Below are 18,326 nucleotides of genomic sequence, written 5' to 3' on the forward strand. Positions count from 1 at the left end.
ACTCGTCCTACAGCGTCAGAAAAAACTGTTCGTCGCCACGGCGCAAGGTAACCCTTTCGTCGCCGATAGCGGCAAGCACCCAGCCTTCCGGCAAAGATGCCCCCGTGTACAACCTTTCTCCTTTGGCACCAATGACATAAGGGTTATCACCCAGCCAAACAGCCTGGAAACGAAAAGCTGGCTGGTCAGCAATCAGGCTCAATTTGGCATTACTGACCAATACTTGGCTGCTGCCGTAGCGCTGATCGAACCAGCGCTGCACTCCCTGCCAATCCTCATGCCGCTCGGGCGCGAATTCACCCGACACTACCAGGTGGTTGCCGGCATCGCTCACCTGCAGCCCATCAAGACCAGCCTGTTTCAATCGACGCTCCAAGGCCTCCGCAGGCGTTTCGTGCTGATCGCTTGCCAGTGCCGCCTCTACCCCTTGAGGATATAAAGTAGCGGTCGAATGTAGAGCTTCGGCAGAAATATTAGCGCCCGCCTCGTCAACGCCCACTAACTGATAAACGCCAGCGATACCGATAATTGTGCAAAACGCAGTTAACACGACTCCACGTCCAACTCGCTCCCCCCCGGAAGAATGGCGTCTTCGCGACAACAGCTTATGCGGCAGCGAGTCACGGGTGGCGCGCAATGCTGACTCAACTGCCTCGTAAGCCGATTGCAAGGCGGGCGACAAAGAGGTCTCAGGACGCGAGAGCCGCAACTGGGCGCCCCCCATAGCGAGAGTCGTAGGCAAGTCGATGCGCCGCCCAGTGCCTTGCGCCAGCGTTTCGCCGCCAATGACAACCTCCCCACCAACTGCTTCAATCGCTACCATCCGGGCGTGAAACCGCAGGATGACATGCTCAGCAGCGACCCCTTCATCACAGAGCATCACATCCGCCGGCTCCGCAGCGCCGATACGGCATACAGCTTGCTCCAAGGACACAGCTACGCCCTGATGAACACCCCCAGTCACTTGAATCGTCGAATAAACACCTGCGGACGGAGTGAATAACGAACCAATAGATGTCGTGAAAGAAGAGGCCATGAGCAAATACCTATCAATAAACCTCCTGCCTGCTGCTACAAATCACTTCCAGCGGCTGGCAAGAGGAAAATAAAACCGTTGAGACTACAAAAGCGTTATCAACAGCCAGCGGCGGCAAACACCGCCACTGGCCGATATGATGGCAATCCTTAGTTGTTTGGACGAGCCGACTTGGCGGTATCAACCTCCGTATTACCCTCTGTCTTGGCTTTGCTCACTTCCATGGATTTTTGAGCAGCTTCTTCGAAGACCTGCTTCAGTTGGCCAACATCAATACCTCCACCGCCGCCGCCGCCAGCAGGAGGAACAGCGTTCTCTTTCTTCGGTTTATCAAATGTAAACATTACCAACTCTCCTTTTATTCATGTTATGCCTCCGATGGAGACAGAGGACATCATAGCCTTTAAAGCATTTCTAAAAAGTTACAAACCCAACTCAAAGTTAATGAGCTGTAAGCCAGCCTCATCTGATCAAATGAATCCATTTGGAGTATATTGATCATTTTTTTGCAAGAAAACAGAAATTGCATAATGAGACTACCATTAAAGATAGCTTAAGTTTCAGAGAAAGCAAAACCCAAATACGCTCAATAGACATAAAAATTATGAGCGCTTGATTGGCAATATTAAATGTTGGCTTTGCGTGAATCGGCAAGATACGAAATTCGCGCCCCTTCACCACTTAGCCTGCGGCCATAAGCTGACATGTGTTAGCTGTCCCAAATCGCACCATAAGCTGGAATACCTAAAGTCTCCATGTCATGCACGACTCGCCGCGTTAGCTTCTGATTCGAGATCACGATGACAGCTTCAGCGTCACTCTCCCGCACAGCTTGCAGAGCAAGTTTTGACAGGTCGGGCTTACCCCTCTCATCCGTGTTCCAGATCAAGGGCTTCTCCGTATGAGCCTCAATCTCATCGACCAGCGTGTCTCCAAAAGTCTTGCGAGGAGAGCGAGTTGACCAGATCAAGCGGCACGGCACATCCCTGGCCAGAAGGTGCGGCAAAATGGGGCCGATACCAGATCCTGTACCAACATATACGACACGATTGAACAAGACCTCAATCCTCGCAACTCCCGCAGTCGTTATACCTTTGACCCAGACCTTCTGAGGAGGGCTGTCAATGAAACGAGCAGTCCAATCGCCCGAGCGACTTATTGCAAACCTGTAGCCCTTATGCCCCGGGGTTGGGATATTTGCGAAAGAGTGATATTCACCAAACGGGGTTCGGCTAATAGCGTTGGAGCTTCCTGGAAATGGCGTGTCACCATAATCAAAATGCGCCAGCGCGACATGATTCGAAGGTTTTGAAACTATTACATCAACCCGCTTCAGTGTAAGCCATGGTGAGATGACTGATAATGTGACCAGGCAAAGAACCCAAAAAGAAGGTGCCTGGATCAAGCTTTCACCCATGTCGTGCATTATTGACACATTATGAGCCCAAAAGAGGCCTAAAACAGTCCATCCTACAAATCGGTGAATTTTTTCAAAACTATTATGAAATTTTGCCCGAACTGGACCAATAGCCGTCACAATCATCAGTAACATTAGCCCGATCATGACAACGCTAATACCCAGCGTCAGATCCGAAAGAGTAGATTTATCGCTCAGCTTGTTCTGAAGCACGCCCCACAGCAAAAAGCCAAACCAAGTGGTACCCACCACAGTGCCACCATAGTGCAGTCCGCCAAAATGGAACACTTTCCCTGCACGCCAGCGAATCCATAGCGGCCACGACGTTGGAATCCGCGTAACCAACCAAAACAGCGCATTCACTACACGCTGCTGCCGTATCAGAATACCCACACTTACATTAGCAAGCGCCATATTAGCGATGTTTTGAAGAGCATACTTTTCTCCAGACAACCACCATCCACCCTGTAACCCCATGATAAAAATAACTAAGTTAATAAGCATAACCATCATAATCAGCCTGCGATACTCTATTAACGCAGGGTGTCGGGTATAGTAACGCCAGCTCTGACCTACCAGTCGAATATTAGTCATCTTAGTTATCATTATGCGGGCTCCGCGTTTAGCCTTTTAAAATGTACTTGCGCAATCTGCATCAGAGCCCTCTTATCGAGCTTACCTCTCGACGTATGAGGAAACGTGTCCATTGGCAGCACAGCGGCCGGCACACAATAATAGGGAAGCTTTGCAGCCACTGCTTCTACCGCTGCACTGAGATTAACCGACGATGCAGGCGTGACGAAACTGACCAAAGTACGGTCATCATATTTTAGGGTCGCCGCTTGCAGACAACCTTCAGCATCTTCCAAGACACTGGATACAGCATCTAGCTCTACCCGAAAGCCACGCACCTTCACTTGATCATCGATACGCCCAAAATGCTCTAGCTCTCCGTCATCAGTCCACCGCCCCAGGTCGCGAGTACGGAACATCATGTGGCCCGGACGAAAGGGATCAGGAAGGTAGCGCTCGTTCGTCAGGGGCTTATTGCCTAAGTACCCCATGGTTACGCAATCACCACCCGCCCATATTTCACCCTTTATACCTATCGGTTGAGGATGAAGATTTTCATCTAATATATATATTGTGTTGTTGGGTGTTGGTCGCCCTATCGACAGAACTGGTTTTTCAGACCGATGCTCCTCCGCAGTATTGATAATTGTGGTTTCGGTTGGCCCACAGGAGTTATAGAAGCGGCAGAAAGAGGACCATCTATCAGCTAGAGACCTAGGACAAGGCTCACCAGCAACTGCAACAACTTTGACTTGACGGCAGCGATCTGCGTCCAGAGAAGCAAGAATGGAAGGAGTCGCGATAAGCACATCAACCGATTCAGCAGTCTCCTGAATCGAATTTCCCCGAATAACCAGAGTTGCACCGTTCGACAACGCCCCCAAAACTTCCCATGTAGCCATGTCGAATGCAATCGAGAGGACTTGCCCAACCCTCATGCCAGGCCCCATCCCCAGGTCGCCAGGTGCAGTCTGTAAAATGTTGCACAGATTACGGTGTGTAACCTGCACTCCATTCGGCACGCCGGTGGTACCCGAGGTAAATAAAATCATCGCCACCTCTTCTGGCATAGTGGCTGTGCCAGTAAACCGCGGTGACGTAACGTCCGGCGCCAGACTGTCAATCATGCTGTCGATAAAGATGAGATGTTGATGCTGGAGAGCGGCCACTTTAGGAGCCATTGCACTTAGCGTTAGGATAACTTTCGCGCCGGAGATCTTGGCAATATGGCTCAGCATCTCCGGCGGGGCTACTCCTAAATGCTGAGGGACATAGGCTGCCCCCACTCGCATCGCCGCAACGATCCCTACTAACATTGAAAAAGATCGGCGAAGATATAAGCAAACTACATCACCCCGCTGCACCCCATGGCTGCTTAGAACTAAAGCCAACTGGTTTGCTGCCGCATCTAGTTGACTATAAGTCAGCGTCTGTCCCTGATATTCGGCGGCAACAGCCTTTGGCCGAGTGGCTATTTGATAGTTGATCGCCTCTAAGAGGGTATGGAAACGAGGGTTAATAGAAGCCCCCCAACCGAAATGCTGGAATCGCTGCTGATCTATAGGACTTAGAGTCGTCAAAGGGCTTTCCATGCTCGGCAAATCGACAAAAGCAGCGCCTGGAAATTTTGAAACCAACGCCTCTGGATCATCCTGTCTTGTCTCGAGAGTATTTTTCATATTGTTCTCCTAAAAACACGGGATATTTAGAAAAAGATTCAAAAGCAACTTCTCAACCCAATAGCTAATTGCCACCATGAGGACATAGTGGTTGTAGAGAGGATGCCCTTGTCAGCGCCCAAGCCTTCCACCTGCTTCGTGACACTGGTACGGCAAACAACCTGCCGGACACCTCCTGCACTTATCTATCGATAATTTTGTACCAAGCGAGAAAAATCATATTTGACGGTCAGTGAGAGAACACAAAATCTAAGTGGATTTCCGATGTACCCATCTATTCATCTAGCGACCTCGCTCGCCTTCATCACTTTTTTACATCTCTCCGAAGGCCTTTCGCTGGCTAACGTCAATACAGCCGCCGCAGCTACCAACGTCTTTAAGTACTGTTTTGATTGTTTAGCTTCACCAGTGAAAACACGGCCGCCACTCCATGCATTCCATGATCCGAGTAAGGATAAGCTCAACCTACAAAGTATTCTGTTAGTGACTCATCCGAAAATGATCAATTGAATCAGCATATATAACTTTGATCATTTGCAAAGCAAAAAAAAACCCAACCGAAATTTTGCTCTTCAATGTAGCCTAAGCCTCAGTCAGTGCAAGGTTCAATGTACAGATAAGGGCGAAAAATATAACGCCTTTGGTAGGTAGTCTTTAACAACAAGGCCTGATGCTTAAGCCGAGGGAGAAACCTCTCCGTTAGCATACTTTATCCAAGTCTTGCCCAAGTGATTGGTTAGCTCGCGGGTAACAATAAACAGTGGCTTTACAATAAAGAGCTGTGGGTAGGGATGAGCAACGGCTTGGCATGGGCGCTCGTGGTCGGTTTCATTTCCTACCTTTGGTTTGGAGACCCTTTAATCACGTTAGTAATAACGCTGGCCATCTTTATCAATATGAGCCTTGCCAACCGATCAGGCGTGTTGATTCCACTGGTATTGAAAAGATTTCAGATTGACCCAGCGCTATCCGGCGCGGTGATTTTGACAACCGTTACCGATATGGTCGGCTTTTTATCCTTTTTGGGGCTCGCGACGCTGATTATTTTATAAATACATAGGCTAGATAATCGTCACAACACCTCCTCCCACTGCCCCGTCTGATCTGACCTTTCGATGGCATCGATCAACCGATTAACCCGCGCGGCTTCGCGAAAATCGGGGTAGAGAGGACGGTTGTTGATGATGCCTTCGACCAGATCCCTAACCTCGATAATTTTCTGATCGTTATAGCCCAACCCATGCCCCGGCGCGGGGCTGAAAGCGGCATAATCGGGGTGTTCAGGGCCCGTAAACAAGGTGGTAAAGCCGCGTCTTCCTAGGGTATCGCTATGGCGATATAGCTGCAGCTCGCTCATGCGCTCCTGATCAAACACAATGGCGCCTTTTGTGCCCGTTAGTGTGTAGGCCAACCCCATTTTGCGCCCCGCTGCCACCCGCGAAGTTTCGATATTACCAATTAACCCCTGATCAAAGCGCAGCATGGCCTGAGCCTGATCGTCGTTTTCCACTGCCGCCATACCACTACCGTCAGCCTTGTGGCGCGAGACGATGACGGTTTGTAGCTGGCCGCATACCTCGGTAATACGCTGTCCGGTTAAAAACTCGGCCATATTAAGAATATGCGACCCTACATCGCCTAACGCACCGGCACCCGCTGTTGCCCGCTGTGTATGCCAGTCGTGGGGCTTTTGTGGGTCGAGTAGATAATCCTCGTTGTGTCTCCCACGAAAATGAATCAGCTCGCCAATCTCACCACTGGCGACAATCTGGCGGGCCAGTTGGGTGGCTGAATTGCGAATATAGTTAAAGCCTACCAAGGTTTTGACGCCCGCCTTTTCAGCCGCGGCGACCATCTCGTCGGCATCGGCACTACTTAGCGCCAGCGGCTTTTCAGCGTAAACATGCTTACCCGCGGCAATGGCGGCCAGCGCCATCTCTTTATGCAGAAAATTGGGCGCGCAGATATCCACCACATCCACGTCACTGTCTGCCACCAGGGCTTGCCAGTCATCGGTGGCGCGGGAAAAGCCCCAGGCACGCGCCCGGCTTTCTGCTGTGGCGAGGTCGACATCCGCCAACAGTTCGCGCACAGGTTTAGCGGGTAGTTCAAAAACGCTGGACGCTGCGTTAAAGGCGATAGCATGGGCTTTACCCATAAAGCCGGTGCCGATTAAGCCAATCTTGAGGGTTTTCATTGTGATTATCCCTGTTGCAAAACAATGACGCCGGACTAGGCCCGGCGTTGTTTAGTGAGCCGCTATCAGGCTGTTTACATCGTCGGCATGGTGAAGTGATTGGTCTCTTCGCGGATGCCGCTGGGCCAGCGCTGGGTGATGGTCTTCATGCGAGTATAGAAACGTACACCGTCGGGGCCGTGCATATGCAGCGGGCCAAACAGCGAGCGCTTCCAGCCGCCGAAACTGTGGAACGCCATGGGCACAGGGATCGGCACATTAACCCCCACCATGCCGACCTGGATTTGCTCGCAGTACTGGCGCGCAGCATCGCCATCGCGGGTAAAGATCGCCGTGCCGTTGCCGTACTCGTGGGCATTGATCATGCTCACCGCTTCGTCGAAGCTCTCCACGCGGGCAATCGCCAATACCGGGCCGAAAATCTCCTCTGAGTGAATGCGCATCTTAGGCGTCACATGGTCAAACAGTGTCCCGCCAATAAAGTAGCCATCACCTGCGCCGTCTATGCTTGTCTGACGACCATCCACAACAAGCTCAGCGCCTTCATCGACGCCGGTTTGGATATAACCCGCCACTTTGTCACGGTGTTCGCGGGTGATCAGCGGGCCCATATCGTTATCCGGGCCATCGACCAGACCAGGGCCGACGGTTAATTTCTCCAGTTCTGCCACCAGCTTTTCGCGCAGGCGTTTGGCGGTCTCTTCGCCCACAGGCACCGCGACAGAAATCGCCATGCAGCGCTCGCCTGCCGAGCCGTAGGCTGCGCCCATCAGGGCACCCACGGCTTGGTCGAGGTCCGCATCGGGCATGATCACCATATGGTTTTTGGCCCCACCTAGAGCTTGAACGCGCTTGCCATGTTTTGATGCCGTGGCGTAGATGTATTCGGCGATGGGAGTGGAGCCGACAAAGCTTACCGCCTGGACACGCTCATCGGTGAGCAGCACATCCACCGCTTCTTTATCGCCATTAACGACGTTGAAGACGCCATCCGGCAGGCCCGCTTCGCTTAACAACTCGGCCAAGCGCAGCGGCGTAGAGGGATCTTTTTCCGAAGGCTTCATCACAAAGGTGTTGCCGCAGGCCAGTGCGATGGGAAACATCCACATGGGCACCATGGCCGGGAAATTAAACGGCGAAATACCCGCACACACGCCCAGCGGCTGCATCATTGAGTAGCTATCCACGCCGGTACCGACGTTCATGGAGTGCTCGCCTTTCTGCAGGTGGGGAATGCCGCAGGCAAACTCGACCACTTCCAGGCCGCGAGTCACTTCGCCTTTAGCGTCAGAAAATACCTTGCCGTGTTCGCTGGATATCAGCCGCGCCAGCTCATCGGTGTGCTCCTCAACCAGCGCTTTGAACTTAAACAGAATACGCGCGCGCTTCAGCGGCGAGGTTTTTGACCAGGCGACAAAGGCCTCATCGGCGATGCGCACTGCGTCACGGGTCTCACCGGCACTGGCCAGCGTAACCTGGGCGCTCTGTTCACCGGTGGCCGGGTTGTAAACCGGCGAAGTGCGTTGGCTCCGACCTGCGATATGTTGGCCATTGAGATAGTGGGATAGCGTCTTCATGAGGACTCCTGATGAAAATACGTGGCGGGCGCTGTTTTAGTCGGCAATGTCAAAACCCGCCTGCTCGGCAAGCTGACGCAAGTTGCGGCAACCCAGGCGAGCATAAGTCAGCGGATGCGCCACTTCTGGGTCTTGCTCAGCTTCCACCACCAACCAACCCTCATAGCCCTGCTCGCACAGGTGAGTTAAGGCGGGAAGAAACTCTACATCGCCATCCCCCGGTACGGTAAACAGGCCGTCCAGCACGCCGTTTAAAAAGCTTTTGTCGCGGTTGCGCACTGCGTCCAGCACCGGGAAACGCAGGTCTTTGCAGTGCACATGGTGGATACGCTGGCTGTAGCGTTTGGCGATGGCGAGCGGATCACCACCGGCACCGCATAGATGACCAAAATCCAGCAGCAGACCGACACCTTCGCCAGTGTTGTCCATTAAACGTTCAACGTCGTTCTGGCTTTCGATCACCGTGCCCAAATGGTGGTGATAGACCAGTTGAATACCTTGGGATTTTAGGTAGTCGCCGACCACATCCAGGCCTTTGAGCAAACGCTGCCACTCATCCTCGGCAAGATGCGCACGCTGGGAGAGCGGACGCTCCTGATCGCCGTGCACGCAGTGAGTGACTTCACACAGCACCATGACCTTGGCGCCACACTGCTTGAGCAGGTTCATATGGTCTTGAATGGCTTCAATCTCTTCTTCCGGGCTGCGCTCCAGCAGATGTGCGGAGTACCAGCCTGAAACAAGCGCTAAGTCGTGAGCGCTAAGCACCTGATTCAAGGCGTCCGGCGTGCGGGGAAATTTATTACCCAGTTCAAAACCGCTAAAGCCTGCTTCGCGCCCTTCTTGCAGGCAGGTTTCCAGCGGGGTTGCGCCGCCCAGGCTGGGCAAATCATCGTTCGTCCAGGTGAGCGGGTTGATGCCTAAAGTGACCGTTGGCATAGCGTATTCCTTGTGATTGTGTTTGTTGGTATTAATGGCGTTGGCGCTGCTTGGCCTCGCGATAGCCCTGATAGGCCGTATTGACCTGCTCACGCTCGGAGACCTCGGGCACGGCCACTTCCCACCAGGCGCCGCCTTCCTGGGTGCTGGGTAATGGGTCGGTATCCAGAGCAATCACATAGGTCGAAGTGGCGCTACGAGCGCGCACCAGCGCTTGCTCCAGTTCGGCAATGCCAATCACCGATTCAGACTCACAGCCTAGTGCTTTGGCGTGGGCGGCAAAATCGGTTTTTGGAGCGCCCGCCTCGACCGTGCGGCAATCCTGCAGTAGGTTGTTAAACCCCGCGCCGCCGGTGGCGTGCTGCAGGCGGTTGATACAGCCATAGCCGCGGTTATCCAACACCACCACAATCAGCTTGTGGCCCAGCATCACTGACGTCGCCAGCTCCGAGTTGTGCATCAGGTAGCTGCCGTCGCCGACCATCACCACCACTTCGCGCTCGGGCTTGGCCATCTTGACGCCCAGCCCGCCGGCAATTTCATAGCCCATGCAGGAGAAACCATACTCGACGTGGTAACTACCTGGCCCAGAACACTGCCAAAGTTTATGCAGTTCGCCAGGTAAACCACCGGCGGCACATATCACGGTGGTGTCATCAGCGGCCTGCCGGTTGACCGCGCCGATCACCTGAGCGTCGGTGGGGAGCGCCAGCCCTTGATTGGCGGTTACGCGATGTACTGCCTCGGCCCATTCGCGCTTGAGCGTTCCGGTTTGTTCGCGCCATTCATCGCTACCGCGCCATTTGCCTAGCGCTTCATCAAGTTCACCCAAGCCAATCAAGGCATCGCAGGTGAGCGGCAGCGCTTGATGCTTCAAGCTATCGAAACGGCCAACGTTGAGGGCAATCAGTATTTTATCGCTACCTTCAAACAGTGCACGGGAGCCGGTGGTAAAGTCTTGCAGCCGCGTGCCCACCGCCAAAATAACATCGGCCTGCTCCGCCAGTTGATTAGCGGCGGCGCTGCCGGTGACGCCAATGGCACCCACCGCACAGGGGTGGTTGTCGGCCAGCGCGCCTTTACCCGCCTGGGTTTCGGCTACCGGAATGCCGCTTGCCTTGGCAAACTCGGCCAACTCTTCGCAGGCCGAGGCATAGTGCACGCCGCCCCCGGCAATGATCAGCGGGCGCTTAGCCTGCTTGAGTGCAGCAACTGCTTGGCGTAACTCATAAGCCTCCGGCGGCGGGCGGCGAATGCGATGTACCTTGGGTGCAAAAAAGGCTTCCGGGTAGTCGTAGGCAAAGGTTTGCACATCCTGGGGCAGTGCCAGGATCGCCGGGCCGCAGTGCTCAGGGTCTAGCAGAGTAGCCATCGCCTGAGGCAAGCTGGTCAGCAGTTGTTCCGGGCGGCTGATACGGTCGAAGTAGCGCGATACCGGGCGAAAACAGTCGTTGACGCTAATGGTCGGGTCGCCGAAATGTTCTACCTGCTGCAGAACCGGGTCGGGTTCGCGGGTGGCAAAGGTGTCTCCCGGCAGCAGCAAGATCGGCAAACGGTTGGCATGGGCCAGCGCTGCAGCGGTTACCATATTGGTTGCCCCTGGACCAATCGAGCTGGTGGCGGCCATTAAGCGCTGACGGCCGTTGGCTTTGGCAAAAGCAATGGCCGCGTGGGCCATGGTTTGTTCGTTATGGGCACGAAAGGTGGGCAGCGCGTCTTGCACGTGGTAGAGCGCTTCGCCTAACCCCGCCACGTTGCCATGGCCAAAGATCGCAAACACGCCTTCGAATAGCGCGATCTCTTTGCCGTCAATCTCAATACGCTGGGCGGCAAGGTACTTGACCAGCGCTTGGGCCATGGTGAGTCGAATAGTGCTCATCTTACGCCTCCTCTGTGTGGGCCAGCGCTTGCGGCTGCGCCTGCCTTAATTGCCGCCACGCCTTTATCAGTTCGGCATAGTTTTGGGCGACCCGCTCTACCAAGCTGGCATCGTCGATACGCCCCGCTAGCCAGTCACGACTGGCGCTGGCAAATAGCGTTCGCCCAACGGTGAAACCTTTGCAGCAGGCATGATTGACCGCTGCTTGAAAGCCGCGCTTCAGATCGTCCATAGGCGCGTCTAGCCCAAGCAGTACGACACCACGACAGTAGACATCTTCCCGCTCAATGGTCTCGCCCACAGCCTGCCAGGCAGCATCTGACATGGCGGGAAGCTTCCACCAGTCGGGGCGAATGCCCAGGTTGTAGAGGCGCTGAAGGCTTCGCGGTAACGTCTTATCGTCGTTGGGCATGTTTGTAGGGGGAATGATTTCAATCAGCAACTCTAGCCCATACGCACAGGCCGCCTGATAGAGTTGACGCAGACGCTCCTCCTGCTCCAGACGCAGCGCAATTTCGTCGTCAGGATGGTAGAAGACCAGGCATTTAATGATCTGCTCCCTAGGCCAGTTGCGCAGGCAGGCACCTAAATCATCGCCATGTTGGAAGCGCAGCGGACGTGAGCCCGGCAGCTCCACCGGACGGCCAATCCACCAGCCTTTGCCGCTGGCTTGGTTGAGCGCGTCCTGACCCAGCACGTCATCTACCAGAATCGCGGGGGTGGCAATCCCGCCCAGCTTTGCGCCCTCTTCAGCGGCGGTGACGAGAAGTTTTTTAAGCTTAGGCAGGCAAGCGCTGTCGGCATACTCTTCACGGGCCATATCGGTGAGCTGGCGGCGGTGGTCAAATGCCAGGCCCAGCACTTCGGGCCATTGGGCCGGTACGCGTGTGGTGACACGGTGTAAGTGGTTTAAGCGCTGATCGGTATCTGGGCGGGGTACTTCGTCGCGGCGCGCCAGGTAATCAAATAACTCGTCTTCAGTGGGCATGGCGGGGGCACAGCCGTGGCGGGAGACCACCAGCGCGCCACAGGCGTTGGCATAGGCAGCGCTGGTTTGCCAAGGCTCGCCGCGTAACCAGCCACGCAGCAGCCCGCTCATAAAGGCATCACCGGCACCCAGCACATTGAGCACCTCAACCTGGACGCCTTTGACCAAAATACCGTCTTCAATGCGCTCAGGAATAGCGCCTTCAAACACCACACAGCCCATCGGCCCCAGCTTGCATACCAGTGTAGCTTTGCTAACTTCGCGCACTGCGCGCAGGGCCGCCAAGGTGTCCGTGCTGCCCCCGGCAATATGGAACTCCTCTTCGGTACCCACGATCAGGTCAAAATCCGGCAGCCAACGCTGCAGATCGGTAGTCACTTTGTCATCGGCGATAAAGCGGGTTTCGCCATCGCCAGGGTTGGTCAGTCCCCACAACACCGGCCGGTAGTCGATATCCAGCACCCGCTTAACGCCATGATGGGAGGCCGCGTCCAGCGCCTTGCGACACGCCCGGCGAGTAGTATCAGTAGAAAGATGCGTACCGGTAATCGCCAAGGCTTTTGAACGGGCTATGAACTTAGGGTCGATGTCATCAGCGTCAATGGCCATATCAGCGCAGTCGTGGCGGTAAAACAGCAGAGGGAAGCTCTCGCGGTCTTTTAACGCTAGCAGTACCAAACCGGTATGGCGTTCTGGGTCGGTTTGTAGCGCGCTTGTATCTACGCCTACCCGCTCCAGTTCTTCACGCACAAAGTTGCCCATCTGCTCATCGCCCACCCGCGAGAGCATGGCCGATTTCAACCCTAACCGCGCAGTGCCGTAGGCCATATTGCCGGAGCTACCGCCCAAATACTTAGCGAAGCTGGCAACATCTTCTAAGCGGCTACCAATCTGTTCAGCGTAAAGATCAACCGCTACACGCCCTAAGCAAATCAGGTCAAGCGGTCGGTGTTGACTATTATTATTCAGCATAAAGATCTCCCCACGTCACAAATTCGTGGTATCGGGCAAAAGATGACTCTGGGCGTAAAAGCGTCCTGGGGCTGGCCTATCTACAGCTCAAAGGCAGCACGAAATCGATCGAGGGCGAGATCGTCGTCGCCAGAGGCCCAGCCTTCCAGCCCCACTGTGCCGCGGTACCCCATCTCGCTCAGCGCTTTGGCGATAGCCGGATAGTTGATTTCGCCAGTCCCTGGCTCACAGCGCCCAGGCACATCCGCCACCTGCACTTCACCAATGTACGGCCCACATCTGCGCATCCATTCGGTCAGATTACCTTCACCAATTTGGGCGTGATAAATGTCCAACATAATGCGCAAACCCGGCCGATCAACACTTTCTACAAGCGCCAGCACATCTTCCAAGCGAGCAAACGGCACACTGGGGTGGTCAACCTCGGTATTAAGGTTTTCAAGCACAAAGGTGACGCCATGCTGCTCGCCGAGATCCGCCAGCCGGTTGAGCGTGTCGCGAGCTTTGAGCCACATAGCGCCGGTCATCTGTTGGCAAGGTTGTACGGGCAATCCTTCACCATCCAACCCCGTGCCATGTAAGTTAAGGCGCGGAATGCCAAGGCGTTTGGCGACCTCCACCGACTCAGCGGCAGTGCGTAGCATTTCATCGGCCCCGGCTGCATCCGCCAGAGTGCCGGTGACATAGCCCGTCATGGATGAAAACCTTGCCCCACTTGTGGCCAGTGCCTCAATGTCGTGCTTGGTCCAGTCCCAAATCTCGACCTGAAACCCCAGTTCGTTAATACGTTGAATGCGCTCCAGCATGGGCAAATCACGGAAGACCATTTCAGCGCATACAGCCAATGTGAAAGGAGACGATGAGGTTATTTTATTCATCATGACTCCTTAAAAGCCGCCGGCAATACGTGGTGAAGGTTGTCCGGTGTTTGTTTCGCTCCCAGGCTGAGTGCCTTGACCGGCTACACTGGCCTTCTTGGCTTTATCGTCCCGCTGGAACTCCGCGAGCTCCGCATCCAGGCTTTCAAGCTCAGCGCCACCGGCCATCATGTTAAGCACTTCTTCGCGGCTGACCTCTTCTTTGCGGAAGGAGCCCAGGCTGCCGCCGCGTGACAATAGGGTGAAAGCATCAGCCACTGGGTAGGCGTGGTGGACGTTATGGGTAATAAAGATCACCGCAAGGCCATCCGCGCGGGCTTTGGCAATGTAGCGCAGTACGACGGAGGCCTGTTTAACCCCAAGCGCTGACGTCGGCTCATCCAGAATCAGCACTTTGGCGCCAAAGTAGACAGCGCGGGCAATGGCCACACACTGGCGTTCACCACCGGAAAGCGTACCCACCGGCTGGCTTGGATCACGCACATCGATACCGATCTTGGCCATCTCCTGTTTGGCAACCCGGTCGGCATATTTCCAATCAATCCGCTTTAAAGGCCCCCAGCCTACCGTTGGCTCGCGTCCCATAAAGAAGTTCCGGGTAATCGACATCAATGGCACCATCGCCAAGTCCTGAAAAACCGTCGCGATACCCGCGTCTAGCGCGTAAGCCGGTGACTTGAAGCGGGCGGGTTCACCATCCAGCAGCATCTCGCCGTGGGTCGGCTGATGAACCCCCGAGAGAGTTTTGATCAACGTCGACTTGCCTGCGCCATTATCGCCAAGCAGACACATAACCTCACCGGAATACACCTGCATTGAGATATCGCTTAGCGCAATGACGCTACCGAAGTGCTTGCTGACACTGCGCATTTCAATCATTGGAGTACGTGTAGACATGTTACTTAGCCTCCATCGCTTTCTTGCGCATGTAATTGTTGAACAGCACGGCCACCAGCAGCATCACCCCCAGGAAGACCTGGAACCAGTCAGTGTTAACACCGGTATAGAAGATGCCCATTTGCACCATACCGAAGATCAACGCACCCAGGGCTGCGCCAATAGCCGACCCATATCCGCCGGTCAGCAAAGCGCCGCCAATGACCACCGCGATAATCGCCTCCAGCTCTTTTAATAAGCCGCGAATGGTATCCGCGGAACCGGTATCCATGACCTGTATGCAAGCAAAGATGGTGGCGGAGAAAGCGGTAAACATGAAAAGCGAAATCTTGACACGCTGAACGGGGACGCCCGAATTGCGCGCAGCGTTAGCATCGCCGCCGCTGGCGAAAATCCAGTTACCGTAAGGCGTACATAGCAACACCCAGGTTGCCACAGCGGTTAAGCCTAACCACCAGACGATAGAGACCGGAATGCCCGAGACGACAGGATTGCCCGCAAAGTTAGTCGCCATCCAGCCATTGGCCGCCATCCAACTGAACAGACCCGTGGCCACCTCACCTGAGAATAGCGCCGCAAACCAGTCACCAGGAATATGCTCTTGTACGCCACCCACCTGCGTACGTCCGGTCAATAACCGACTGGTGCCGATAGCCAATCCACGCAGGATAAACAGAAAACCCAGGGTAACGATAAAAGAAGGCAACCCCGTCTTATTGACCAGATTACCGTTAATCCAGCCCACCAGGCCTGCACAGGCAAACGCCAATAAAATAGCCGCCCATAGCGGCCAGCCATACTCCACTGCCGGGATAGCAATCAGGATGCCTGCCAAGCCAATCATCGAGCCAATCGAGAGATCAAACTCGCCGCCAATCATCAGTAGCGCAGCCGCCGTGGCGATAATGCCGAGCTGAGCGGCGACTTCAAGAAAATTGATAATACCTGCGGGGGTAAACATCCCGGTGCCGCTGGAAGCGGCGATAAAGAAGGCAAGCACCAACACGGCACCCGCTAGTGCGCCAAGCTCAGGACGATTGAGCGCTTTTTTCCAAAATGAGACCTTCTGAATCCGCTCATCTTGTTCAGTCGCTGCTGGTGCAACAGGTTGGTTAGTTTCATTGGAATTCATGGCGATCGACTCCAAAGGCTCGGCAGCGCCGAGCCTTTTCCGGTTAGGTAGTTATCAACGGATGCCCTGACTACTCAGCTCAATAACCTGCGCAGCGTTTTCTTGAGTGACAAATCCCGGGCCGGTGGCAACATCCCCTGCGGGTAACAGACCGTTCTTAACGAACTGATCCAGGAACATCACGGGCAAGTAACCCTGCATGTACTGCTGCTGGTCGATTGCGAAATCCAGGTCGCCCGCATCCAGCGCTGCTAAAATGCCTGGCGAGAGATCAAAGGTACCCAAAGTGAATGTGTCGGTAGCACCCTGCTCGCGCATGGCGCGAATCATTGGATCTGCCGACAGCGCGCCCAGCGTTAACACACCGCGAACGTCGTTATTCTGGTTGAGATAAGCCACGATGGCGTTGCGAATATTGGTGGGATCGTAAGTAGTCGCCAACTGATCTGCATTGCCGTCAAAGCCGTCGACAAAACCATCGCAGCGCTGGTCAAGGCCTTGATTGCCCTGTTCATGGTTGACGCAGACACCTTTCTCAACGCCCATCTCTTGCATACGCTCAGCAGCCTGCTTACCCGCCTCGTACTCACTCTGCCCAATGTGCAGCCGGGCACCATAATCCCGCGCCACCTCACCACCGGAATTGATGGTGATGACTGGGATGCCGTTATCGACCGCATCTTGCACAACGCTTCCCAGGGCATTTTCGTCGGTGAAAGAGAGGATCAAACCGTCTGGTTGAGACGCTACCGCCGCCTGGACGAGTTGCTGCATTTTGGCCATATCAAAGGTGGAAGGTGCGCGGTACTCGAGCTCTGCGCCGACGAGGTCAGCCGCCGCCTCAGCGCCGTTTTTGACCACTGACCAGAAAGGATCTGAGGGAACGCCATGAGTCACCATGACAAAGCGGCTCGCTTCTTGTTCTGGTTCCTGTGCTTGTGCGGCACCGGCCATTAATGCCGTGGTGGCGGCGGAGGCCAGAAGCCAATGAGATAGACGTGCCATAGATTATTTCCTCTTCGTATTATCATTATTCGTTGTGGTGCAGCACCGAATGATTTGCTTTGACGCTATGAAATATAGATTCCAAATGGCAATACAAGCAAATTATTTATTCTATACTTTGGTATAAATGGAATATTTATTTCAATCGGCTAGACTGCACAACAACCAGCCACTTTGCTCAGTAGCAAACGCCCAGTAGTCAATAAGTGAATGAGTGCTAGATGGGCTAACGCGAAGGAATTTGTATGCCTCAACCACCACAGAGCTATCGAGAGTTGGAAGCACTAATCGCCGCCGAGTACGCCACGCTAAGCAAGCGGCTACAACAAACCGCGCGCTTTATGCTCGACCACCCTCAGGAAGTTGCATTGGCGACCGTAGCCAAAATTGCCGAGCAGGCCGATGTCACTCCCTCCACCTTGATTCGCCTAGCCAATAGTTTGGGCTTTAAAGGTTTTTCAGAAATGCAGCAGCTATTTCGCAGCCGCCTGGTCGATGAATTGCCCAACTACACCGAGCGGATTCGAGCGGTGCGCAGCGCTACCGGAGAAACCCCGGATAGCACACAACTTTTATGGGAATTTGCTGACGCTAATCGCGCAGTCTTGGAGCAACTGCCTAGTCGCATTGATCCAGAGAACCTGGAGAAGGCGCTGGATATTTTTGAGCAGGCCCAAGCCATTCATGTGATGGGCGCCCGGCGTAGCTTTATGGTAGCTAGCTATATGACCTATGCCCTGGCGCATGTAGACAAGCCCGCCTTATTGGTCAGTGGATTGGGAGGGATGTACGGCGAGCAGCTGCGCGCTATGAGCCAACACGACGCCTTACTGACTATCAGCTTCTCCCCCTATGCCGAAGAGAGCCAAAAAGCCTGCGAAGACGCCCATCAGCGCGGTCTACCTATCGTGGTGATTACCGACTCGACCCTCAGCCCGCTTGCCCGCTTCGCCGATGTGGCCTTTGTGGTCAACGAAGCCGAGGTGAAAAGTTTTCGCAGTTTGACCGCATCGCTCTGCCTGACCCAAGCCCTAGCGATTGCCCTGGGCGTGCGGCAAGACAAGTCCCGAGACAAAGCGCTGGAAAAAACTCAGACAAAAGCCCCAAGCAAAAAACGTAAGACCTAAACGCCCATACAAGCCAACACCAACAACAAG

Annotated in this window: 14 protein-coding genes and 1 pseudogene; 2 read left to right on the plus strand and 13 right to left on the minus strand. The window is 54.5% G+C overall.

Annotated features, from left to right (window positions below):
• Positions 1-7 precede the first annotated feature (7 nt).
• The 4 genes from ACTH5D_RS03955 to ACTH5D_RS03970 form a co-directional block, all read right to left on the minus strand.
• Positions 8-1,036 carry a SctD/MshK family protein gene (locus tag ACTH5D_RS03955; RefSeq protein WP_192535779.1) on the minus strand — a complete coding sequence of 343 codons (1,029 nt, stop codon included), beginning with the start codon at positions 1,034-1,036 and terminating at the stop codon, positions 8-10.
• Between the two features lie 149 nt (positions 1,037-1,185).
• Complete coding sequence (locus tag ACTH5D_RS03960; RefSeq protein WP_192535780.1) at positions 1,186-1,380, minus strand: hypothetical protein; 195 nt, start codon at positions 1,378-1,380, stop codon at positions 1,186-1,188.
• 365 nt (positions 1,381-1,745) lie between these two features.
• The gene (locus tag ACTH5D_RS03965; RefSeq protein ID WP_225734185.1) at positions 1,746-3,047 is read right to left on the minus strand and encodes a hypothetical protein; all 1,302 of its coding nucleotides are present in this window, start codon (positions 3,045-3,047) and stop codon (positions 1,746-1,748) included.
• An 11-nt stretch (positions 3,048-3,058) separates the two neighbouring features.
• The gene (locus ACTH5D_RS03970; protein ID WP_225734187.1) at positions 3,059-4,705 is read right to left on the minus strand and encodes an amino acid adenylation domain-containing protein; all 1,647 of its coding nucleotides are present in this window, start codon (positions 4,703-4,705) and stop codon (positions 3,059-3,061) included.
• A 764-nt stretch (positions 4,706-5,469) separates the two neighbouring features.
• Between ACTH5D_RS03970 and ACTH5D_RS03975 the strand changes: the two are divergent.
• A pseudogene (locus ACTH5D_RS03975) lies at positions 5,470-5,757 on the plus strand (magnesium transporter); the annotation flags it as partial.
• A 20-nt stretch (positions 5,758-5,777) separates the two neighbouring features.
• Here ACTH5D_RS03975 and ACTH5D_RS03980 read toward each other — a convergent pair.
• The 9 genes from ACTH5D_RS03980 to ACTH5D_RS04020 form a co-directional block, all read right to left on the minus strand.
• The gene (locus ACTH5D_RS03980) at positions 5,778-6,902 is read right to left on the minus strand and encodes a Gfo/Idh/MocA family protein (RefSeq protein ID WP_192535782.1); all 1,125 of its coding nucleotides are present in this window, start codon (positions 6,900-6,902) and stop codon (positions 5,778-5,780) included.
• 74 nt (positions 6,903-6,976) lie between these two features.
• Positions 6,977-8,479: a CoA-acylating methylmalonate-semialdehyde dehydrogenase gene (locus ACTH5D_RS03985; RefSeq protein WP_192535783.1), complete on the minus strand. Its 1,503-nt coding sequence runs from the start codon at positions 8,477-8,479 to the stop codon at positions 6,977-6,979.
• 36 nt (positions 8,480-8,515) lie between these two features.
• On the minus strand, positions 8,516-9,418 hold the full coding sequence (gene iolE / locus ACTH5D_RS03990; protein WP_192535784.1) for a myo-inosose-2 dehydratase: 903 nt from the start codon (positions 9,416-9,418) through the stop codon (positions 8,516-8,518).
• Positions 9,419-9,449: 31 nt separating this feature from the next.
• A complete protein-coding gene (gene iolD / locus ACTH5D_RS03995) occupies positions 9,450-11,297 on the minus strand; it encodes a 3D-(3,5/4)-trihydroxycyclohexane-1,2-dione acylhydrolase (decyclizing) (RefSeq protein ID WP_441668569.1) in 1,848 nt (615 codons plus the stop codon).
• A gap of 1 nt (position 11,298) precedes the next feature.
• The gene (locus ACTH5D_RS04000) at positions 11,299-13,257 is read right to left on the minus strand and encodes a bifunctional 5-dehydro-2-deoxygluconokinase/5-dehydro-2-deoxyphosphogluconate aldolase (protein ID WP_441668571.1); all 1,959 of its coding nucleotides are present in this window, start codon (positions 13,255-13,257) and stop codon (positions 11,299-11,301) included.
• 80 nt (positions 13,258-13,337) lie between these two features.
• Positions 13,338-14,135, minus strand: coding sequence for a TIM barrel protein (locus ACTH5D_RS04005; RefSeq protein ID WP_441668573.1), 798 nt, complete (start codon positions 14,133-14,135; stop codon positions 13,338-13,340).
• 9 nt (positions 14,136-14,144) lie between these two features.
• Positions 14,145-15,032: an ATP-binding cassette domain-containing protein gene (locus ACTH5D_RS04010; protein WP_441668575.1), complete on the minus strand. Its 888-nt coding sequence runs from the start codon at positions 15,030-15,032 to the stop codon at positions 14,145-14,147.
• Position 15,033: 1 nt separating this feature from the next.
• Positions 15,034-16,164: an ABC transporter permease gene (locus tag ACTH5D_RS04015; protein WP_441668577.1), complete on the minus strand. Its 1,131-nt coding sequence runs from the start codon at positions 16,162-16,164 to the stop codon at positions 15,034-15,036.
• A gap of 54 nt (positions 16,165-16,218) precedes the next feature.
• Entirely contained in the window at positions 16,219-17,169 is a 951-nt protein-coding gene (locus ACTH5D_RS04020; RefSeq protein WP_441668579.1) for a sugar ABC transporter substrate-binding protein, read from the minus strand.
• A gap of 245 nt (positions 17,170-17,414) precedes the next feature.
• Between ACTH5D_RS04020 and ACTH5D_RS04025 the strand changes: the two genes are divergently transcribed.
• Entirely contained in the window at positions 17,415-18,296 is an 882-nt protein-coding gene (locus tag ACTH5D_RS04025) for a MurR/RpiR family transcriptional regulator (protein WP_441668581.1), read from the plus strand.
• Positions 18,297-18,326 lie beyond the last annotated feature (30 nt).

The organism is Halomonas sp., from assembly GCF_052095695.1.
In the GTDB taxonomy this organism is placed as follows: domain Bacteria; phylum Pseudomonadota; class Gammaproteobacteria; order Pseudomonadales; family Halomonadaceae; genus Vreelandella.